Source organism: Streptomyces sp. NPDC046977 (assembly GCF_040644455.1).
Lineage (GTDB): Bacteria > Actinomycetota > Actinomycetes > Streptomycetales > Streptomycetaceae > Actinacidiphila.
In genome coordinates, this window is sequence record NZ_JBEYWO010000029.1 from 100,899 (window position 1) to 120,256 (window position 19,358).

Here is a 19,358-nt window from a genome sequence, read left to right on the forward strand (position 1 = left end):
ATGTCTCCAGCTTCGTCTTCGTGCAGCTCCGTCGCCTCCGGGTAACCGGTGCCCCTTTCGCACAAACAGGGCCCCAGGCGATGTCCGCCGTTCGCGGCGGGATGTCACCCCGGGTGCCGGGCACGGGCGCGGCGGGGCGTCGGGCACACCTCGAGGGCGGTCCCGCTCAGCGGAGCTGAGGGGGGGCGCCTGGCTGGCCGGACACGCCCGCCGAACGTACCGTCGAACGCATGGGCGACCTCCCTCCGGATCTGGACCGGCTGCGGGTCATCCGTGTGTACCTGCAACTGCAGCTCGACGCGGTCGATGCGAGGATCCGCGAGATCGAAGGGCCGTCACCACCCGCTGCCCCTTCGGCTACGTCCCGCCGCGCGGGCCCGAACGCCGAGGGCTCGGCCGGCTGGCGCCTGCAGCATCTCCCGGACGGCGAGGGCGGCTCCGTCCGTGCGGTGCTCCACCGGGGGGACTGCCCGGACGCGGCCGGCGGCTGGCTCTCCCAGAACGAACTCGGCATCGCTTTGGCGATGCCCGACATCACGCCCTGCCCCCGCTGCCACCCCGAGCGCGCGTTTCCTGACGCGAGCGGTCCTCAGTGAGGAATCCGGCGGTCACGCTCGTTCGCCGAGTGGAGCGCCCCAGCAGCGGGCGGCCCGGCTGAAGCGCGGTATTCCCGCTGTACGACAATGCCGGGTGTGATCATCCGTGAACGGGACCGTGCCGTCCGCCTCGAGCAGGAAGGGCCCGCGTCCCCGCGACCCGCCGTGCGGTCCCTGGCCAAGCTCATCACGGACGTCCTGGCACCCGCGTACCTCCTCACCGTGATGCTGCTCGCGGTGGGGTGGCACAGCGGGCACGGCGCCGGGCTCGCCTGGGCGGCGGGGGCGGCGGCGGGCGCCGTCGGGGTGCCGATGACCGTGGTCGTCCTCGGGGTGCGGGCCGGACGGTTCACGGACGTACATGTGCGGATCCGGCGTCAGCGCGCGATCCCGTTGGCGACCGCGATCGCCTGCGCCGTGCTCAGCGTGGTCGTTCTCGCTCTGCTGGGCGCACCGCGTGAACTCACCGCGCTCGTCGTGGCCATCCTCAGTGGACTCACGGTCGGCGGCCTGGTGACGATCTGGTGGAAGGTGTCGGGGCACACCGCGGCGGTCGGGGCGGCCGGGGCCATACTCACCGCCGTCTACGGCGCCCCGATGGTGCCCCTCCTCTTTGCCGTGATAGCGGTCGGCTGGTCCCGGGTGGTGCTGCGCGACCACACGGTTGCGCAGACCGTCGTCGGGTTCCTGATCGGCTCCTCTGTCGCACTGGCGATCTTCCTGCCGTTGCGCTGACGTCCCTGCGGTACTGGGGGGCGTCGTCAGTCCGGCTCCGACGGGTCGATGGCGACGAGCTCGACCTCAAAATCGTCGGTGTTCTCCAGGTAGGCGGCGTAGGCCCGCTCGCCGCCGGCGTGCGGGTGGCGGTCGGGAAACAACAGGCTCCAGCCGTGCCGCGTTGCCTCGGAGGCCAGATTCTCCACGGTGTGGTGGTCTTCGACGTGGAACGCCAGATGGTTCAGTCCGGGCCGGCACCGGTCGTGCCGGACGGCGGTCAGGGCGGGGGACTCCTCGAATACCAGGTAGGTCGCTCCGAGCCGCCAACTGCGGCCCTCGTCCCAGCTCTGGAAAAGCGTGTATCCCAGGGCTTCCAGCAGCCAGCCCATGGAGGCGACGGCCCGCTCCAGGTCGGGCACCCAGATCTCGACGTGGTGCAGCATCCCGCCCGCCGGCCGGGTCATGCCGCCACCGCCGGGGCGGGCTCAACCGGCTTGAACACCACGGCCGGACCGGTGGCCCTGCTGCCCGCTCCCTCGGCGGCTTTCGCCCGCGGTCGGACGGTGGCGTACGTCGACCCCATGGGGTTCGGCATCGTGGATCTCCCGTGGGACATTGGCGGTCTCGTGAACCCAGCACCCTAGTGGTGCCCGTCCGGAAGGTGCTTCGGGAGCGGCATCAGCCTCCCTGGGTTGTACGTTCCTCCGGCCGGGGAAACCCGAAAGCCGCGTACTGCCGTGGGAGGCGGCGGACGTAGGCCGCGAGGTGCCGGTACGGGGAGAGCACGCCGTCCGGGAGGTCCGACAGGGCGACCCACAGGTCGACGTCCGCCGCGGTCAGCCGCTCGCCCAGGGCGTAGGGGCCCGGTGCGCATGCCAGTCGGCGGTCCAGCAGGTTGAGCGCGGTGAGCAGTTGTTCCAGGGCCTTGGCACGGTCGGCCGGTGCTGCCGTGGCCGCCTCTTCCGCCGGGCGCGCGATGTCCTGCTCCACCAGGTCCCGAACGGTCCCGATCTCGGTCGCAAGGTCCAGGGGACACAGGCGTGCCGCGTCCCCGAGGCGGCCCGCGAGGTCGCGGAGGATGTCCGGGGTGTGGTTGCTGACGACTCGTCCGGTCCACCGGTCGCACAGGGCGGGTACGGTCAGCGGTCCGTCGTAGCCGTGCCAGGTGGCCTCGTACGCCGCGCGCAACGCCGCGGGCGCGGCCGCTTCGTGCGGCGCCGCCGGAACGACCGTTGTGAAGACGGTGTCCCGGAGGCCGAGGAGGTCGAGGGTGACGGCGACCCGCCGCGATTGCGGGCCTCGCGCCGAAAGGAACAGCTCGTAGCGGCGCGGAGCCGGGTAGAAGCCGCCGGCGGCGTCGGCACCGATCCGGCTGCGGAAGCGGTCCGGACGGGGCGTGCGGGGCAGCGCGGTACAGGACGCGGGGGAACCGGGATCACGTGAGATCGTCGTCTCGGGCATGCGCTCTCCAGGGCGTGGCGGCCCCCGGTTGCCCTCGGGCAGCGGCGGGCGGGACGGCTGACGGCCGGTGCGTGCTCGCACCCGGCCCCTGAGTCGGTACTGCGTGAGGACTCGCCGAGGTCAGCCGGTCGTGCCGAACGCGCTGCAGACACGCAGGAAGTCGATGTGCAGCCGGCGGGTGAGCAGCGCGGACCGTGCTCTGGACATGTCCGCCTCCCCGGCTCGGGGCCCGCGTGACGCGGGACCGCGCTTGTCCCGCCGCGCCGGCGGCACCCGGTCGTCACCCGGGGCACCCCACCGCGATGTGAGGGTTGCCGGTCAGCGGGCCGGGGCCGATGACCCGTGGGAGCCGCGACACGGCACCACGGGCGCTGACAATCGTGACCGTCGGCACCAGTGTTGGGCCGCCGGACGCGGCGCGTCAAGAAGGCGAGGGGCGTCTCACCGCGGCATCCGGCATGCGAGACAGCGTCGTTGACATTCTCTTCGGCCCGTGTCTAACTTACGCCGCAGAACGGTCCCGGACGTCGGCGGCAGGCTCAGGCCGGCCGCGCCAACGCCTCCCAGGCGGAAGGTTGTCCGGGCTGTCCCGACGACTTTTCGGCAGGCGCGAGGCCCCGAGCGGGGCGGAACGGTGGCGGTGACGCGATGTACGCGACCCCGGGGACGGCAGCGTGGCGGCGCCACGGCCTCGTCCCGGCGTACACGCAGCGGCCCGTCGGTCTGGCCCGCGTCAGCAGTGCCCTGTGTCGCCTGTGTTCCGCGCCCTGTCGCGCGCGCTGTCAAGGCTGACGACCACTCCCTGAACGCCGGCACCTCCCGCTGACGCGGTGGGTGTGCCCGCCTGTTCTGCCCCGTTCCGCTCGTCTCCCCGTGCACTCCGTACCGCCGAGGTGTCGTTCGCCCTGCGGTCGGCCGTCGCCTGCGCGACCGGGTGCACCCGTCCGCTGGAGTCCCCGATGAGTGAACCCCCTGGCACCGCTGTGTCCGACCGCTCGGCGCCCCCGGCCCGGGCGCCCGCGAAAGAGCCCGGTGACGTGCGTGGTCCCGCACCGCGACCGCCGGCGGAGCAGCGGGTGCTGCCCCTGCGCCGCCCCGGCCGGTGGATCGCCACGGCGGTCGTGCTCGTCCTGGCCGCCCAGATCGGGCACGGCCTGCTGAGCAACCCCTTCTTCCAATGGGACCGCTTCGGGTACTGGTTCGTGCGCCCGGTGATCCTCGACGGACTGCTCATCACCTTGGAGGTGGCGGCGTACAGCGCGGTGCTCGGTCTTCTCGGAGGCATCGTGCTGGCGCTGGCCAGGCTCTCCGGCAGTCCCGTACTGCGGGCCGTCAGCTGGACCTACACCTGGTTGTTCCGGTCGGTCCCGCTGATCGTCGTGCTGCTGTTCCTGTACAACTTCAGCGCTCTGTACCGTACGTTGAGCCTCGGCGTGCCCTTCGGCCCGGCCTTCCTCACCTTCGACGAGTCCAGGCTCGCCACCGACATGGTGGTCGCCGTCATCGGGCTGAGCCTCAACGAAGCGGCCTACGCCTCGGAAGTGGTGCGCGCCGGCATCCTCTCGGTGGACCAGGGCCAGCACGAGGCGGCCGCGGCGCTCGGTCTGCCCCAGCGCTACCAGTTCGCCAGGATCGTCCTTCCCCAGGCGCTGCGGTCCGTCGTCCCCACCTACGTCAACCAGCTGATCGGCCTGATCAAGGGGACCTCGCTGGTCTTCTACGTCTCGCTGCTCGACCTCTTCGGCTCGGTGCAGAGCATGGGCAGCACCTACCCGGGCGACATCGTGCCGCTGCTGCTGGTAGCCACCGTCTGGTACGTGATCCTCACCAGCGTCGTCTCCGTCGTCCAGTTCTACGTCGAGCGGTACTACTCGCGCGGCGCTCTGCGCATCGTTCCCGCGACTCCCGTGCAGAAACTCCGTGCCGCGCTCCGCCACCTGCCGGCCCGGATCCGGACGGGGGCCACTCCATGAGCACCGACATCCGGCCGGCCGCGGTCGAGGTCCACGACGTCCACAAGTGGTACGGCGCCCACCAGGTGCTGGACGGGGTCAGTCTGACGGTGCGTCCGGGAGAGGTCACTGTCGTCCTGGGGCCCTCCGGCTCCGGAAAGTCCACCCTGCTGCGTGTGATCAACCATCTGGAGAAGCCCGAGATCGGCCACGTCAGCCTGAACGGCGAGCTGATCGGCGTCCGCAGGCACGGCGAGCGGCTCCGGGAGCTGAGCGAGCGGGTCATCCTCACCCAGCGCAGCCGGATCGGCTTCGTCTTCCAGAACTTCAACCTCTTCCCGCATCTGACCGTGGTGGACAACGTGGCCGCCGCCCCCGTGGCGACCGGAAGGCTGCGCAGGCCGCAGGCCCGCGAACTGGCCCGCACCCTGCTCGGCCGGGTGGGGCTCGCCGACAAGGCCGACGCGTACCCCAGGCAGTTGTCGGGCGGGCAGCAGCAGCGGGTGGCCATCGCCCGGGCCCTGGCGCTCCGTCCCGGCGTCATCCTCTTCGACGAGCCCACGTCCGCGCTGGACCCCGAGCTGGTCGGCGAGGTGCTGTCCGTCATCAAGGACCTGGCCACCGGCGGCACCACCCTCCTGGTCGTGACGCACGAGATCGGCTTCGCCCGCGAGGTCGCGGACCGGATCGTCTTCCTCGACAACGGACGGATCGTCGAACAGGGCCCGCCCGAACAGGTGCTGAACCACCCCGAACACGAGCGGACCCGTGAGTTCCTGAGCAAGGTGCTCTGATCCGCGGCTTCTTCCCGCCCACTTGCGACCCACGACCAAGGACGGTCATGCACACCCTTCCCCGCCCTCGCGGCAGACTCATCCGTACCGTCACGGCCGCCGGCGTTCTCGCCCTCCTCACCGGCGGACTCGCCGCGTGCGGGAACGACAGCGGTACGTCCGTCACCACCGGCTCGGGCTCCTCGTCCGCCGGTACGGTCACCGTCGGCAGCCTGTCCAACGGCGCCGCCCAGGAGACCACGCTGAAGGTGCCCGAGGTGGCATCCATCAGCGCCGGTCTGCCCAAGGAGATCGCGGCCAAGGGGGAGCTGGTCGTCGGCATCGGCGCGCTGCCGGCCGGATTCCCGCCGCTGGCGTACGTCGGCAGCGACCAGCGGACCCTCACCGGAGCGGAACCCGACCTCGGCCGGCTGGTGGCCGCGGTCCTCGGGCTCAAGCCCGTGGTGAAGAACTCCACCTGGGAGAACCTCTTCGTCGGCATCGACAGCGGCAAGGTCGACGTGGCGTTCTCCAACGTCACCGACACCGAGGAGCGCAAGCGCAAGTACGAGTTCGCCTCCTACCGCCAGGACAATCTGGCCTTCGAGGTCCTGAAGAGCAGCACCTGGGACTTCGCGGACGACTACCGGAACCTCGCGGGCAGGACGGTCGCCGTCGGCGCCGGCACCAATCAGGAGAAGATCCTCCTCGAGTGGCGCAAGAAGCTCCAGGGCGAGGGCAAGGACCTGACCGTCAAGTACTTCCCCGACAACAACAGCACCTATCTGGCGCTCAGCGGCAAGAAGATCGACGCCTACTTCGGCCCCAATCCCGGCATCGCTTACCACATCACCCAGGACGCCGGCACGCCGAACCCCACCCGCAACGCGGGCAAGTACTCCGGCGCCGGCGCGAATCTGCAGGGCCTGATCGCCGCGACCGCGAAGAAGGACAGCGGCCTCGCGAAGCCGATCGCGGCCGCGATCAACCACCTGATCGAGAACGGCCAGTACGCGAAGTGGCTCGCCGCCTGGAACCTGTCCAACGAGGCCGTCGCCACCTCGGAGGTCGATCCGCCCGGTCTGCCGCTCGACAACTCCTGACGCCCCGTCCGCCGCACGACCGTACGGAGATCCGGCAGCCATGTCCCTCAGCATCCCCGCGGACCGCGCCCAGCGCCCGGCCGCGCCACCGCACGTCCTCGACAACCCCGCATGGGCGGCGCTGACCGGTCCGCACGCCCGGTTCGCCGAACGCGTCGGCCTGGCCGCCCGCTACCCCGCGGACGTCTCCCCGTTCACCGCGCTGTCCGACCCGGCCGATCCGCGGGCCTGGGAGGATCTGGCCCTCCTGGCCGGCCGGGGCGCCGCTGTCGCGGTCAGCGGGGCGCGCACGGTCCCCGACGGGTGGGAGCTCGTCGAGAGCGGCGAAGGCGTCCAGCTCGTCGACACCTCGCTGCGCGCCGAGCCGGCGCCGGAGGCGGTAGCCCTCGGCCCCACCGACGTGCCCGAGATCCTGGACCTCGTCGGCCTGACCAAGCCGGGCCCCTTCCTTCCCCGGACCGTGGAGCTCGGGGCCTACCTCGGCATCCGGGAGCACGGACGGCTGGTCGCCATGGCCGGCGAACGGCTGCGGACCCCGGGATGGACGGAGATCAGCGCCGTCTGCACGCACCCGTCGCGACGCGGCCGGGGCCTGGCGACCCGGCTGGTACGGGCCGTCGCCGCGGGCATCAGGGACCGCGGGGACACCCCGTTCCTGCACGCTGCGGCCGTCAACTCCGGTGCGATCGGGCTCTACGAGTCCATCGGATTCACTCTGCGCCGCCGCACGACGTTCCTGATCGTCCGCACTCCGGGCGCTCCGGGGGAACAGAGCCGGGCATGAGCGCTGTTGTGCTGAAAGGAGAGCCGCAGGCGCACCGACGCCTGCCCGGACCGTACACGGCGGAGGTGACGACCGTGCCCACAGCGAACCGAGTGCCCGCCACGGTCCCCACCTCACCCCGCCGGATCCACCGGGTCCATCTCTACTCCCGGGCGCACATCGATCTGCAGCGCGTCGCCGGCTCCCTCTGTAGTTCCTGACCCCCTTCTCCGCCGTCGGCCCTCCGGACGAGGGCCGGTGAGACATGTGGTCGATCAGGAAGGCTCCCTCCGTGTCCTCGGACTTCTCCCCGCCGTACCCCGCGTCCTCCCTCCCGGACAACCCACTCCACCTGGCCGTGGCCCTCGACGGTGCCGGCTGGCACCCGGCCGCCTGGCGTGAGCCCGAGTCCCGCCCCCGGGAACTGCTCACCGCCCGCTACTGGCACGACGTCGTCACCGAGTCCGAACGCGGACTGCTGGACTTCGTGACGATCGAGGACTCCCTCGGCCCGCAGTCCTCCCACCCCACCGAGCCGGACACACGCACCGACCAGGTACGCGGCCGCCTCGACGCCGTCCTCGTCGCCGCCCGCGTCGCCCCCGTGACCCGGCACATCGGCCTCGTCCCGACCGTGGTCGCCACCCACACCGAGCCCTTCCACCTCTCCAAGGCCATCGCCACGCTGGACTACGTGAGCTCCGGCCGCGCCGGCCTGCGCGTCCAGGTCTCGGCACGGCCCGACGAGGCCGCGCACTTCGGCCGGCGCACGATCCCGGCCCTCGGCACCGGCGGCCCCGGCACCCCGGCCGTCGACGCACTGCTCACCGACCTCTTCGACGAGGCCGCCGACTACGTCGAAGTGCTCCGCCGGCTCTGGGACAGCTGGGAGGACGACGCGGAGATCCGCGACGTCGCCACCGGTCGCTTCATCGACGCGAGCAAGCTGCACTACATCGACTTCGAGGGCCCGCACTTCAGCGTCAAGGGACCCTCCATCACTCCCCGGCCGCCCCAGGGCCAGCCCGTCGTCAGCGCTCTCGCCCATCGCACCGTGCCGTTCCGCCTCGTGGCGCGCTCCGCGGACATCGGCTACGTGACCCCGCACGACGGCGACCAGGCCCGGGCGGTCGTCGCGGAGATCCGTGCCGAACAGGAGGCGGCCGGCCGGGGGCGGGAGCCCTTGCACATCTTCGGCGACCTCGTGGTACTCCTCGACGACGACCCCGCCGCGGCCCGGGCCCGCAGGGAACGCCTGGACGGCCTCGCCGGGTCCCCGTACACCAGCGACGCGAAGATCTTCACGGGCACCCCCGGCGCGCTCGCGGACCTCCTGCTGGAGTGGCAGGGCGCCGGACTCACCGGTTACCGGCTGCGCCCCGCCGTGATCGGCCACGACCTGCCGGCGATCACCCGGGGCCTCGTCCCCGAACTCCAGCACCGCGGCGCCTTCCGCGTCCGGTACGAGGCCGACACCCTGCGCGGCCTGCTGGGTCTGGCCCGCCCCGCCAACCGCTACGCCGCCGCGACCGCCTGACCGGGAGGACCTGTACGCCATGAGCAAGCCGCTGAAGCAGATCCATCTGGCCGCGCACTTCCCCGGTGTCAACAACACCACGGTGTGGAGCGACCCGGAGGCCGGCAGCCACATCGAGTTCAACTCCTTCGCACACTTCGCGCGGACCGCGGAGCGGGCCAAGTTCGACTTCCTGTTCCTCGCCGAGGGGCTGCGCCTGCGGGAACAGGGCGGGCGGATCCACGACCTGGACGTGGTCGGCCGCCCCGACACCTTCACCGTCCTGGCCGCGCTCGCCGCCGTCACCGAACGCCTCGGTCTGACCGGCACGATCAACTCCACCTTCAACGAGCCCTACGAGGTGGCGCGCCAGTTCGCGAGCCTCGACCACCTGTCGGACGGGCGTGCCGCCTGGAACGTCGTCACCTCCTGGGACGCCTTCACCGGCGAGAACTTCCGCCGCGGCGGCTTCCTCCCCCAGACGGAGCGCTACTCGCGTGCCCGGGAGTTCCTCGCCACCGCCGGTGAACTCTTCGACTCCTGGCGCGGCGACGAGGTCGTCGCCGACCAGGCGGCGGGCGTCTTCCTGAGCGACGCCGGGGCCGGGGCCTTCGTGCACAAGGGGCAGCACTTCGACATCCAGGGCCGGTTCAATGTCCCGCGCAGTCCCCAAGGGCGGCCCGTGATCTTCCAGGCCGGCGACTCCGAACAGGGCCGCGAGTTCGCCGCGTCCGGCGCGGACGCGATCTTCAGCCGGTACAGCACGCTGAACGAGGGCCGGGCCTTCTACCGGGACGTCAAGGGCCGCCTGCCCAAGTACGGCCGCAGCCCTGAGCAGTTGCTGATCCTGCCCGCCGCGACCTTCGTGCTCGGCGACACCGACGCCGAAGCCGCGGAGATCGCCCACGAGGTGCGCCGCCGCCAGGTCAGCGGGGCAACCGCGATCAAGCACCTGGAATTCGTCTGGAACCGCGATCTGTCCGGCTACGACCCCGACGGCCCGCTGCCGGACATCGACCCCGACCCCGGCGAGCACACCGTCTCCCGGGGGCGCGCGCAGGTCCGCATGTACCGCGATCCGCTGGCCACCGCACGCGAGTGGCGGGAGCTGGCCGCCGCCAACAAGTGGTCGATCCGCGACCTTGTCATCGAGACCGGGAACCGGCAGTCCTTCGTGGGCTCCCCGGCCACGGTCGCCTCGACCATCGACGACTTCGTGCAGAGCGACGCCTCCGACGGCTTCATCCTCGTCCCGCACATCACCCCGGGAGGCCTGGACGCCTTCGCCGACACGGTCGTCCCCCTCTTGCAGGAGCGGGGCGTGTTCCGGTCCGACTACGAGGGCACCACGTTGCGCGACCACCTCGGCCTGGCCCACCCCGACGTCCCGCCGGCCGAGTGGGCGGCCTCATGAGATTCCTGGCCATCACCCTGATCGCGCACACCCCGGACCCGGTGACCGGGGTGCTGAAGCCGACGGGCGCACGTTTCCGCGAGGTCCTGGACAACGCGCTGCTCGCCGAGGAACTGGGCTTCGACGGCTTCGGCGTGGGGGAGCGGCACGAGCGGCCGTTCCTCTCCTCCTCGCCACCGGTCGTGCTCAGCCACATCGCCGCGCTCACCTCGCGGATCCGGCTCTTCACCGCCGTGACCACACTCAGCCTGCTGGACCCCGTACGGGCCTACGAGGACTACGCGACGCTGGACCACCTGTCCGGCGGGCGCCTGGAGCTGATCATCGGCAAGGGCAACGGCAGCGCGCAGCGCGAACTGTTCCACGTCACCCCCGAGGACCAGTGGGACCGCAACGCCGAGAGCTACGAGGTGTTCCGCAGGCTGTGGCGGCAGGACAAGGTCACCGCCGACACCCGCTTCCGCCCGGCGCTGAAGGACGCCGAGGTCCGGCCGAGGCCGCTGCAAGGGGCGATCCGGGTCTGGCACGGCAGCGCCACCAGCAAGGAGTCGGTGGACCTCGCCGCCCGCTACGGCGACCCCCTGTTCTCCGCGAACGTCTCCCACCCCATCGAGCCGTACGCGGAGCTGATCCGCCACTACCGCGAACGCCGGCGGCACTACGGCCACGACCCGGCGGGCATCGCCGTCGGCGCGGGAACGGCCGGCCTGTACGTCGCTCGCACGTCCCAGGAGGCGCTCGCGCACTACCGGCCCGTGTTCGAGGGGCAGTTGGCGTTCCAGCGGCAGCTCGGCCTCCAGCCGGTCTTCCCGACGCTGGAGGACTTCGTGGCGCGCAGTTCGGCGCTGGTCGGCAGCCCGCAGCAGGTCGTCGACAAGGTGCACCGCTACCACGAGGAGTTCGGCCACACGGTCCTGCACGTCCACGCCGATGCGGGCGGACTGACCGGTGACCGGCACCGCGCCTCCTTGGAGCGTTTCCAGTCCGAGGTCGCCCCGGTGCTGCGGCGTGACATCCCCGACCCGCCCTTTGCCTGGGCGCCCGCCCTGAGCGCGCCCGAACCCGCCAGCCCGTCGCCCGCCCGTTCTTGAGGAGAAAGCACCGTGTCGCGCACACCGCTCGGAGTCCTCGATCTCGTTCCCATATCCTCCGGCTCGACGGCCACCGAGGCGCTGCGCAACAGCATCGACCTCGCCCGGAAGGCCGAGGAGTTCGGTTACGCCCGCTACTGGTTCGCCGAGCACCACCTCAACCCCGGTGTCGCGGGCACCTCCCCGGCCGTGGTCCTGGCCCTCACGGCGGCCGCGACGTCCACGATCAGGCTCGGCTCGGGGGCGGTCCAACTCGGCCACCGCACGGCCCTGTCCACCGTGGAGGAGTTCGGGCTCGTCGACGCCCTGCACCCCGGGCGGCTCGACCTGGGACTGGGCCGCTCCGGAGGCCGCCCGCCGACCGGCGCGGACAGCCCGCTGCCGACCACGACGCCCGTCGTCGACGGACGCACGCCAGGCGGCCTCAGGATCCCGCCGAAGTTCTCCTTCGGGCACCTGCTCGGCTCACCCCGTATCGCACTCCAGCAGCGGCTGCTCCAGCAGCCCGGCGCGCGGTCCCAGGACTACGGGGAGCAGGTCGACGACATCCTGGCGCTGCTGCGCGGCACCTACCGGTCCCCGGACGGCATCGAGGCGCACGCCGTTCCCGGTGAGGGCGCCGACCTCCAGGTGTGGATCCTCGGCAGCAGCGGCGGCCGGAGCGCCGAGGTCGCCGGCGGCAACGGACTCCGCTTCGCGGCGAACTACCACGTCAGTCCCGGCACCGTTCTGGAGGCCGTCGACGGGTACCGGGCCGCGTTCCAGCCGTCGGAGGTGCTCGACAAGCCGTACATCAGCGTCTCGGCCGACGTCGTCGTCGCCGAGGACGACGCGAGCGCCCGAGAACTCGCCACCGGCTACGGCCCCTGGGTCCGCAGCATCCGCACCGCCGAGGGCGCCATCGAGTTCCCCACCCCCGCACAGGCACGCGCCCAGGCATGGACAGAGGAGGACCAGGCCCTGGTGGCCGACCGCCTCGAGACGCAGTTCGTAGGTTCCCCGCGGCGCGTCGCCGACCAGCTCGAACAACTGGAGGAGGCCACCGGGGCCGACGAGCTGATCGTCACCACCATCACCCACGGCCACGACGACCGCGTGCGCTCCTACCGGCTGCTGGCCGAGGAGTGGCACCGCCGCTGAAGCACGGCACCGCTCCCTGACGTCGACCGACCCGACCCGTTGGAAAGGAAAGGCACCGGCATGGCGACCGTCCTGTCTGTTTCCGGAAGCCCCTCCGCCACGTCCCGCACCGCACGTCTGCTGCGCCACCTGGACCACCGGCTCACGGCCCAGGGACACACGATCGTCCCCCTGGACGTCCGCACCCTCCCGCCCGAGGCACTGCTGCACGCCGACTTCGGGCATCCGGCGATCGTCGCCGCCACACGTCTGTTCGAACAGGCGGACGGCGTTGTCATCGGCACCCCCGTCTACAAGGCCGCCTACTCAGGACTGCTCAAGTCGCTGCTCGACCTGCTCCCGCAGTACGCACTCGCGGGCAAGACCGTCCTTCCCCTGGCCACCGGCGGCACCACCGCCCACGTCCTGGCCATCGACTACGCGCTCCGGCCCGTGCTGAGCTCCATGAACCCCGCGCACATCACGCCGGGCTGGTTCACGCTCGACAAGGACATCACGGTCGGCGACGACGGCACGCTGACCGTCGCGCCGGCCGCGGCCGAGGCGCTGGCCCAGGTAACGGACCAGTTCTCGTTCGCGCTCGGTGGACGTCCCAGCCGGCTGGCGGCCACCGCGTGAGCGCCGTGACGGTGATAGCCGACGCCGCCGAAGCCCTCGCCGTCGCGACCGAACTGGCCGCCGACTTCCGCAAAGGCGCCGCCGAACGGGACACGCTGCGCCGGCTTCCGTACGCGGAGCTGGAGCGGCTGTCCGCCTCCGGCCTCCTCGCGGTGACGGTGCCGGCCGAGTTCGGCGGCGCCGACGTCGGCACGGAGACACTCGCCCGGATCTTCCGGCTGCTGGCCGCCGCCGACGCCAGCCTCGCCCAGATCCCGCAGAGCCACTTCGTGTACGTCAATGTGCTGCGCCGGCAGGGCACGCCCGAGCAGGAGGAGTTCTTCTTCGGCGAGGTACTGCGGGGAAAGCGGTTCGGCAACGCGCAGTCCGAGGCGGGCACCAAGCACGTGCAGGACATCCGTACCCGGCTGGCGCGCCTGCCGGACGGGGCGTACGTGCTCGACGGCGTCAAGCACTACTCCACGGGTGCCCTGTTCGCGGACTGGATTCCCGTCCTTGCCCGCGGCGACGACGAAAAGCTGCACGTGGCGTATGTGCCGCGGGACGCGCCGGGTGTGACGGTCGTGGACGACTGGAACGGCATGGGGCAGCGCACGACCGCCAGCGGCACGGTCCGGCTGGAGCCCGTGCACGTCAACGCGGACCGGGTCGTGCCGCATCACCTCACCTTCGAGGGGCCGCAACTGCACGGCGCGGTCGCCCAGTTGCTGCACGTCGCCATTGACGCCGGGATCGCCTTCGGGGCACTGGCGGAGGCGGTCGAATTCGTCCGCACCAAGAGCCGCCCGTGGTTCGAGAGCGTCGAGGAGGGACACGGGACCGCGGCCCAGGACCCGCTGCTGATCCAGCGGTTCGGCGAACTGGCGATCCGGGTCCGTGCCGCCGACGCGCTGCTCGATGCCGCGGCAAGGGCCGTGGACGCCGCCCGCGCCGACCTGACCGACGACTCGGCCGCCGAGGCGTCGATCGCGGTGGCCGCGGCCAAGGTGGTGGCGGGCGAAGCCGCGGTGGAGGTCGCAAGCGCCCTCTTCGAGGTCTCCGGCACCCGGTCCGCCCTCGACTCCCTGGGCCTGCACCGCCTCTGGCGGGACGCCCGCACCCACACCCTGCACGACCCGCCCCGCTGGAAGGTCCAGCACATCGGCCGCCATGTGCTCAACGGCACCAGGCCGCCCCGGCACGGCCTGCTGTGACGGACGACCCCGATCGGAGAACTGACGTGTCTCTCGACTTCCACTGGTTCCTGCCGACCAACGGCGACAGCCGCCACGTCGTCGGCGGCGGCCACGGCACCCCTGCCACCCGGTCCGGCCGCGACCGGCCGCCCACCGTCGCGTATCTGAGCCAGATCGCCCGCGCCGCAGAAGACCTCGGATTCACCGGCGCGCTCACCCCCACCGGCGCATGGTGCGAGGACGCGTGGCTGACCACGGCCATGGTCAGCCAGCACACGGAACGCCTGAAGTTCCTGGTGGCCTTCCGGCCCGGTTTCGTCTCGCCCACGCTGGCCGCGCAGATGGCGTCCACCTTCCAGCGCCAGACCGGCGGACGGCTGCTGCTCAACGTCGTCACGGGAGGCGAGAGCCACGAGCAGCGGGCGTACGGCGACTTCCTCGACAAGGACGCGCGCTACCGGCGGACCGGTGAATTCCTCGACATCGTGCGGAGGCTGTGGGAGGGGAAGTCCGTCGACCTGCGCGGTGAGCACCTACGGGTCGAGAACGCGACGCTCGCCCAGGTGCCCGATCCCGTACCCGACGTGTACTTCGGCGGATCGTCCCCGGCGGCAGGCGAGGTCGCCGCCCGGTACGCCGACGTCTACCTCACCTGGGGCGAGCCGCCGGCGCAGGTCGCCGAGAAGGTCGCCTGGATCCGGCGACTGGCGGCGGAACAGGGACGCACCCTGCGCTTCGGCATCCGGCTGCACGTCATCACGCGCGACACCTCCGCGCAGGCCTGGACCGAGGCCGACCGCCTCCTGGACGGCTTCGACCCGCTGACCGTCACCGCCGTCCAGGCCGGCCTGGCCCGCAGCGAGTCCGAGGGCCAGCGCCGCATGCTCGCCCTGCACCATGGCGGAAGCCGCGAACGCCTCGAGATCCACCCCAACCTGTGGGCGGGCATCGGCCTGGTGCGCGGCGGCGCGGGCACCGCGCTGGTCGGGAGCCATGACGAGGTCGCCGAACGCATCAAGGAGTACGCCGCGGTCGGCATCGAGGAGTTCGTCCTCTCCGGCTATCCGCACCTGGAGGAGGCGTACTGGTTCGGCGAGGGCGTCCTGCCCCGGCTGGAAGCGCAAGGGCTCTGGCGGCACCGGTTCGGCAGGCAGGCGGGGCCGTCGGCGCGGATCCCCTTCGCGGACGTCGGGAGCCCGCGATGAGCCGCTCGTGACACGAGCATGCAGCCCTGGGTGGACTAGCCGCCGTGCAGCTGAGGCCCGTCGCCCTCTTGTTCCTCGTAGGAGTAGCGCTGCTCCCGCCAGGGATCCCCGATGTTGTGAAAACCGCGCTCTTCCCAGAACCCACGCCGGTCAGCCGTCATGTACTCGATTCCGCGGAGCCACTTGGGGCCCTTGTAGCCGAAGAGGTGGGGAACCACCAAGCGCAGCGGGAACCCGTGCTCGGCAGTGAGGGGTTCGCCGTTGCGGTGCGTGGCCATGAGGGTCCGCGCCGACGTGAAGTCGCCGAGTCGCAGGTTGGCGGAGTAGCCGTACTCCGCCCACGCCATGATGTGCGTGACGTCCGGTGCCGGCGGGACCAGGTCCAGGACGGCAGCGGCGGGGATTCCATACCACTCGTGTCCGGTGGAGCTGGGGCCGCTCGCGCAGTGGAGGTCGGCGACGACCGTGGTGCGCGGGAGATCGACGAGCCCGTCGAAATTCCATTCGTGGTGGTCCCCGGTGGCGGTGGCGCCGAAGACACGCAGATTCCAGCGGTCGGGGCGGAAACGGGGGACGGGGCCGTAGTGCGAGACGGGCCAACCTCGGACAAGTCGCTGACCAGGAGGGATAGGGCCGGACGCTTCGGACCCGGAGAACTGCTCGGCGGTCAAGGGCTGCGGCCTCTCTCCGTCTCCTGCTCACGGCCTGCTTTCCGGCTCAGCCTATGCGCTCACCTTGTACGACGCCTGAGCAGGGTTCGCGACAGCACCGGCATCGGGCGGCGCGGCGGGCCTGGGCGGGTCCCCTCTTCCCTGGTCCCACGCCATTCCGAGATGCCCTGTTCCTCTTTGTTCGCCCCCGCGGGCGGTGACATTCCCGCGGGAACCGGCCTTCCTCAGTGCGCTTCAGAGGTCGAGCAGTTCTTCGTGGAATCCCCCGAAGCCCCGGTCGGGGTCGATGAGATGAATCTCCAGGATCCAGTGCAGGGGTTGTCCCGCCTCGTCCGTGCGGCGCAGTGGCTTCTCGTTCGCGGGCACGATGTGGGAGTCGACGTCCTCCCAGTCGTTGTACTCGGGCGGGAACTCGCCCACCAGGTGACCGACGTGCCAGCCCCCCAGCTGCCACCCGGCCTCGGCGGCCAGCCGCTGCACCTCCGCGTAGAGCTGCCGGCCGGTGATGTCCGGGTCCGCTTCGAAGGCCCGACGTCCGCATGTGAAGACGGTCGACAGGTCGTCGCGCAAGCGGTGCTTGTGCGGGTCGTCTCCCAGGACGAAGGTCCTCCCGAAGTCGGCTTCGAACTCCTCGAAGATCGGCCCGAAGTCGGCGAAGACGATGTCGTCCGCGCCGATGACGCGGTCCGGTGGGTTCTCGCGGTAGGGCAGGAGGGTGTTCGGCCCGGACCGCACGATGCGTTTGTGCCAGTAGTGCGTGGTCCCGAACATCTCGTTCGCCAGGTCCCGGATCCGGTCGCTGACCGCGCGTTCGCCCTGACCTGCGGTCACCAGGCGGCGCGCCTCGACCTCCGCGAACAGCAGCGCCGCCTTGGCTTGCGCATCCAGGAGCCGTGCCGCGCGCGTGGATTCGTCCATCACGTCGCTCACCGTAGGAGCCATGGCTCGATTTGGGCAACCCGCGTCGATCACGGTGGACGTGCCTCCACAGGAGCTTCTCGGCGGGGGGCGGACGCCGGCTCCACTTTGCCGCGATCTCTCCGACAACGTAAGGATGGATTGCCTGCCCGTCGTGAACGGGCAGCAAGCCATCCGCACCGAGCGACGCGACGCCCGTCGACGCGGGCCGCCCGCGGATCGACCGGGCACCCTTGACGGGAGAGACGCGATGGGAGACCGGGATACCCGATCGGCGCTGGATCGCCACTGGGCAGCCTCCGCTGCCGGGGACCAGGACGCCGAGCACGAGATCTATCACGACGACGTCATCACCGACTATCCCCAGTCGGGTGAGCGCATCCACGGCCGCCGCAATCTGCAGGCCCTGCGCTCGAGCCACCCTGCCGAGCTCGACTTCACCGTCCGCCGGATCCTCGGGAGCGGGGATCTTTGGATCACCGAGTATGTGATCGACTACGACGGGAAACCGACACCCACCATCAGCATCATGGAATTCCGCGACGGCAAGGTCGCGCACGAGACCCAGTACTTCGCGGACACGTTCGCGCCGCCGGCATGGCGAGCCGAGTGGGTGGAGCCGATGCCCCATACCTGACCTGCCAAGATCCGCTCGCTGACGGCCGCCGGGTCTCCATGGACGTCGTCGACCACCTTGGAGCCGACGGGCGCCGGATGCGCGACGGCAGTCGGCGCAGCACCCTGGAGATACCTGATGCGGGCGGCGGCAGGCCCGCGGTCGACACGATCCGTTTGCCGGCGCCCCGCCGAACTCGAACCGCTTTTCGGCTTGCCGGTGAAAGCGAGGCACTAGCATGCAGATGCAAGCAGCTCGGATGCACGGATACAAGGAACCCCTTCGAATCGAAGAGGTTCCGGTCCCCGAACCCGCTCCGGACGAGGTTCTGGTGAAGGTCGCCGCGGTAGGCATGTGCCGAAGCGACTACCAGCTCGTCGACGGCTACTTCCAGGGCCCGTTCCCCGTGGACTTCCCCTACATCCCCGGCCACGAAGTCGCAGGTCGCGTGGTGGGCAAGGGCAGCGCCGTCCCGCAGTCGCCCGGCTACTCCGAGGGCGACATGGTCGTGGTCCTCACCAGCTGGGGCGACGGCACATGCCGCCAGTGCCGCGAGGGCAACGAGCAGATCTGCAGTGGCACCGGCAGGTGGGTCGGCTTCGGACCCCCGGGAGGTTACGCGGAGTACCTCGCGGTGCAGTACGCCCATGCCATCCCGGTCTCGGAGGAGGCCGCCAGGCATCCCGAGTACCTGGCCCCCATGACCGACGCGGGCCTGACCCCCTACCGGGCGATGAAGAAGCTCCGCGACACGGGCAAGGTGCTGCCCGGACGTGTCGTCGGCGTCACCGGCATCGGTGGTCTGGGCAGCTACGGGGTCCAGTACGCGAAGCTGCTCGGCGGCGGCGCGACGGTGGTGGCCCTGACCCGCTCGGACAACAAGCTGAAGGTGGCGGAGGAGAACGGCGCGGACCACGGGATCAACATCAGGGGCAAGTCCACCGAGGCCCTCCAGGAGTCACTGGAGGCCCTGACCGGCAGCAGGACGCTCGATGCCGTGCTGGACTGCGTCGGCAGCAAGGAGTCCATCGCGACGGCCTTCGGTCTCCTGGGCCCGGAGGGCGTCGTGGCATCCGTCGGCCTCATGGACCACCACGTCGAGCTCGACCAGTTCCCCTTCGTGGGAACGGAGCGGTCCTACCTCGGCTCCTTCTGGGGCAACTACGCGGACCTCGCGGAGGTGCTCGCCCTCGCCGACGCCGGCCTCGTCAAGCACAACGTCACCAAGGTCAAGCTGGAAGACGTCAACGAAAACCTGGAGGCCCTGGGCCGCGGCGACGTCGTCGGTCGTCTGGTCATCGCCTTCGAGTAGGTTCCGCCGCAGGGGAGGGCAGACAGAGTGGGCATCCTGCCCTGGCGACTGCCTGCCCTCGCCTCTTCGCCGAGGGATCCCGGCCGGCCGTGCTCATGCCGGAGCGCGGGACAGTGCTGCCGGGGTGTCAGCAGATGTCGTGGGCACAGGGGTGCGGCAGGGGCGTCAGCTTCCTCGATCGAGGTTGGCGGGTGCCGTGGGCTGCCCGCACCGGGACCACGTTCTAGACCCGTACTTCGCGGGTGACCGTTTCAGGTCTGTGGCCAGCGAGTTTGTCCGATGTCGGTGTCGAGGAGGTCGAGGAGGTGGAGTTGGAC

The 19,358-nt window shown here is 71.1% G+C and carries 20 protein-coding genes and 1 riboswitch; of the genes, 16 read left to right on the forward strand and 4 right to left on the reverse strand.

Annotated elements, in window-relative coordinates:
* Window positions 1-230: 230 nt before the first annotated feature.
* Both ABZ883_RS33835 and ABZ883_RS33840 read left to right on the forward strand, forming a co-directional pair.
* Window positions 231-596 (forward strand): DUF6233 domain-containing protein, encoded by a 366-nt coding sequence (locus ABZ883_RS33835; RefSeq protein WP_360913090.1) that lies wholly within the window; start codon window positions 231-233, stop codon window positions 594-596.
* A 96-nt stretch (window positions 597-692) separates the two neighbouring features.
* On the forward strand, window positions 693-1,331 hold the full coding sequence (locus ABZ883_RS33840) for a phosphatase PAP2 family protein (RefSeq protein WP_360913092.1): 639 nt from the start codon (window positions 693-695) through the stop codon (window positions 1,329-1,331).
* A 26-nt stretch (window positions 1,332-1,357) separates the two neighbouring features.
* On the opposite strand, the gene ABZ883_RS33845 is transcribed toward ABZ883_RS33840, so the two are convergent.
* The gene (locus ABZ883_RS33845; protein ID WP_360913094.1) at window positions 1,358-1,777 is read right to left on the reverse strand and encodes a VOC family protein; all 420 of its coding nucleotides are present in this window, start codon (window positions 1,775-1,777) and stop codon (window positions 1,358-1,360) included.
* A gap of 214 nt (window positions 1,778-1,991) precedes the next feature.
* The gene (locus ABZ883_RS33850) at window positions 1,992-2,774 is read right to left on the reverse strand and encodes a glutathione S-transferase C-terminal domain-containing protein (RefSeq protein ID WP_360913095.1); all 783 of its coding nucleotides are present in this window, start codon (window positions 2,772-2,774) and stop codon (window positions 1,992-1,994) included.
* Window positions 2,775-3,015: 241 nt separating this feature from the next.
* Window positions 3,016-3,124: riboswitch (SAM riboswitch) on the reverse strand.
* Window positions 3,125-3,733: 609 nt separating this feature from the next.
* Between ABZ883_RS33850 and ABZ883_RS33855 the strand changes: the two genes are divergently transcribed.
* Genes ABZ883_RS33855 through ABZ883_RS33910 form a run of 12 tightly spaced genes read left to right on the forward strand, consistent with a single transcriptional unit; the run spans window position 3,734 to window position 15,524 of the window.
* Window positions 3,734-4,747, forward strand: coding sequence for an amino acid ABC transporter permease (locus ABZ883_RS33855; protein ID WP_360913096.1), 1,014 nt, complete (start codon window positions 3,734-3,736; stop codon window positions 4,745-4,747).
* On the forward strand, window positions 4,744-5,520 hold the full coding sequence (locus ABZ883_RS33860) for an amino acid ABC transporter ATP-binding protein (protein ID WP_360913098.1): 777 nt from the start codon (window positions 4,744-4,746) through the stop codon (window positions 5,518-5,520). Before ABZ883_RS33855 ends, ABZ883_RS33860 begins: the two co-directional genes overlap by 4 nt.
* A gap of 47 nt (window positions 5,521-5,567) precedes the next feature.
* Window positions 5,568-6,602: a transporter substrate-binding domain-containing protein gene (locus tag ABZ883_RS33865; protein WP_360913100.1), complete on the forward strand. Its 1,035-nt coding sequence runs from the start codon at window positions 5,568-5,570 to the stop codon at window positions 6,600-6,602.
* 40 nt (window positions 6,603-6,642) lie between these two features.
* Window positions 6,643-7,386: a GNAT family N-acetyltransferase gene (locus ABZ883_RS33870; protein WP_360913102.1), complete on the forward strand. Its 744-nt coding sequence runs from the start codon at window positions 6,643-6,645 to the stop codon at window positions 7,384-7,386.
* Window positions 7,383-7,586 (forward strand): putative leader peptide, encoded by a 204-nt coding sequence (locus ABZ883_RS33875; RefSeq protein WP_360913104.1) that lies wholly within the window; start codon window positions 7,383-7,385, stop codon window positions 7,584-7,586. The genes ABZ883_RS33870 and ABZ883_RS33875 overlap by 4 nt, the downstream gene beginning before the upstream one ends.
* 44 nt (window positions 7,587-7,630) lie before the next feature.
* Window positions 7,631-8,902 (forward strand): LLM class flavin-dependent oxidoreductase, encoded by a 1,272-nt coding sequence (locus ABZ883_RS33880; protein ID WP_360913106.1) that lies wholly within the window; start codon window positions 7,631-7,633, stop codon window positions 8,900-8,902.
* Window positions 8,903-8,921: 19 nt separating this feature from the next.
* Window positions 8,922-10,295, forward strand: coding sequence for an NtaA/DmoA family FMN-dependent monooxygenase (locus tag ABZ883_RS33885; RefSeq protein ID WP_360913108.1), 1,374 nt, complete (start codon window positions 8,922-8,924; stop codon window positions 10,293-10,295).
* On the forward strand, window positions 10,292-11,386 hold the full coding sequence (locus ABZ883_RS33890) for an LLM class flavin-dependent oxidoreductase (protein ID WP_360913110.1): 1,095 nt from the start codon (window positions 10,292-10,294) through the stop codon (window positions 11,384-11,386). Before ABZ883_RS33885 ends, ABZ883_RS33890 begins: the two co-directional genes overlap by 4 nt.
* 12 nt (window positions 11,387-11,398) lie before the next feature.
* Window positions 11,399-12,526: an LLM class flavin-dependent oxidoreductase gene (locus ABZ883_RS33895; RefSeq protein ID WP_360913112.1), complete on the forward strand. Its 1,128-nt coding sequence runs from the start codon at window positions 11,399-11,401 to the stop codon at window positions 12,524-12,526.
* Between the two features lie 60 nt (window positions 12,527-12,586).
* The gene (gene ssuE / locus ABZ883_RS33900) at window positions 12,587-13,144 is read left to right on the forward strand and encodes an NADPH-dependent FMN reductase (protein ID WP_360913113.1); all 558 of its coding nucleotides are present in this window, start codon (window positions 12,587-12,589) and stop codon (window positions 13,142-13,144) included.
* Complete coding sequence (locus ABZ883_RS33905) at window positions 13,141-14,337, forward strand: SfnB family sulfur acquisition oxidoreductase (protein WP_360913115.1); 1,197 nt, start codon at window positions 13,141-13,143, stop codon at window positions 14,335-14,337. Before ssuE ends, ABZ883_RS33905 begins: the two co-directional genes overlap by 4 nt.
* Window positions 14,338-14,363: 26 nt before the next feature.
* The gene (locus ABZ883_RS33910) at window positions 14,364-15,524 is read left to right on the forward strand and encodes an LLM class flavin-dependent oxidoreductase (protein WP_360913117.1); all 1,161 of its coding nucleotides are present in this window, start codon (window positions 14,364-14,366) and stop codon (window positions 15,522-15,524) included.
* A 35-nt stretch (window positions 15,525-15,559) separates the two neighbouring features.
* On the opposite strand, the gene ABZ883_RS33915 is transcribed toward ABZ883_RS33910, so the two are convergent.
* A complete protein-coding gene (locus tag ABZ883_RS33915) occupies window positions 15,560-16,195 on the reverse strand; it encodes a molybdopterin-dependent oxidoreductase (RefSeq protein ID WP_360913119.1) in 636 nt (211 codons plus the stop codon).
* A 234-nt stretch (window positions 16,196-16,429) separates the two neighbouring features.
* Entirely contained in the window at window positions 16,430-17,125 is a 696-nt protein-coding gene (locus tag ABZ883_RS33920) for a M24 family metallopeptidase (RefSeq protein WP_360913121.1), read from the reverse strand.
* Between ABZ883_RS33920 and ABZ883_RS33925 the strand changes: the two genes are divergently transcribed.
* Together ABZ883_RS33925 and ABZ883_RS33930 are read left to right on the forward strand one after the other, a co-directional pair.
* On the forward strand, window positions 17,100-17,750 hold the full coding sequence (locus ABZ883_RS33925) for a nuclear transport factor 2 family protein (RefSeq protein ID WP_360913123.1): 651 nt from the start codon (window positions 17,100-17,102) through the stop codon (window positions 17,748-17,750). The genes ABZ883_RS33920 and ABZ883_RS33925 overlap by 26 nt on opposite strands.
* A 238-nt stretch (window positions 17,751-17,988) precedes the next feature.
* Window positions 17,989-19,041, forward strand: a complete 1,053-nt coding sequence (locus tag ABZ883_RS33930; protein WP_360913125.1) for an NAD(P)-dependent alcohol dehydrogenase — start codon at window positions 17,989-17,991, stop codon at window positions 19,039-19,041.
* The last annotated feature ends 317 nt before the right edge of the window (window positions 19,042-19,358 follow it).

Excerpts from the sequence above, each read along its gene's own strand:
- ABZ883_RS33835 (WP_360913090.1), top strand. The coding sequence starts at position 231 with ATGGGCGACCTCCCTCCGGATCTGGACCGGCTGCGGGTCATCCGTGTG.
- ABZ883_RS33845 (WP_360913094.1), bottom strand. The coding sequence starts at position 1,777 with ATGACCCGGCCGGCGGGCGGGATGCTGCACCACGTCGAGATCTGGGTG.
- ABZ883_RS33850 (WP_360913095.1), bottom strand. The coding sequence starts at position 2,774 with ATGCCCGAGACGACGATCTCACGTGATCCCGGTTCCCCCGCGTCCTGT.
- ABZ883_RS33855 (WP_360913096.1), top strand. The coding sequence starts at position 3,734 with ATGAGTGAACCCCCTGGCACCGCTGTGTCCGACCGCTCGGCGCCCCCG.
- ABZ883_RS33860 (WP_360913098.1), top strand. The coding sequence starts at position 4,744 with ATGAGCACCGACATCCGGCCGGCCGCGGTCGAGGTCCACGACGTCCAC.
- ABZ883_RS33865 (WP_360913100.1), top strand. The coding sequence starts at position 5,568 with ATGCACACCCTTCCCCGCCCTCGCGGCAGACTCATCCGTACCGTCACG.
- ABZ883_RS33870 (WP_360913102.1), top strand. The coding sequence starts at position 6,643 with ATGTCCCTCAGCATCCCCGCGGACCGCGCCCAGCGCCCGGCCGCGCCA.
- ABZ883_RS33875 (WP_360913104.1), top strand. The coding sequence starts at position 7,383 with ATGAGCGCTGTTGTGCTGAAAGGAGAGCCGCAGGCGCACCGACGCCTG.
- ABZ883_RS33880 (WP_360913106.1), top strand. The coding sequence starts at position 7,631 with ATGTGGTCGATCAGGAAGGCTCCCTCCGTGTCCTCGGACTTCTCCCCG.
- ABZ883_RS33885 (WP_360913108.1), top strand. The coding sequence starts at position 8,922 with ATGAGCAAGCCGCTGAAGCAGATCCATCTGGCCGCGCACTTCCCCGGT.
- ABZ883_RS33890 (WP_360913110.1), top strand. The coding sequence starts at position 10,292 with ATGAGATTCCTGGCCATCACCCTGATCGCGCACACCCCGGACCCGGTG.
- ssuE (WP_360913113.1), top strand. The coding sequence starts at position 12,587 with ATGGCGACCGTCCTGTCTGTTTCCGGAAGCCCCTCCGCCACGTCCCGC.
- ABZ883_RS33930 (WP_360913125.1), top strand. The coding sequence starts at position 17,989 with ATGCACGGATACAAGGAACCCCTTCGAATCGAAGAGGTTCCGGTCCCC.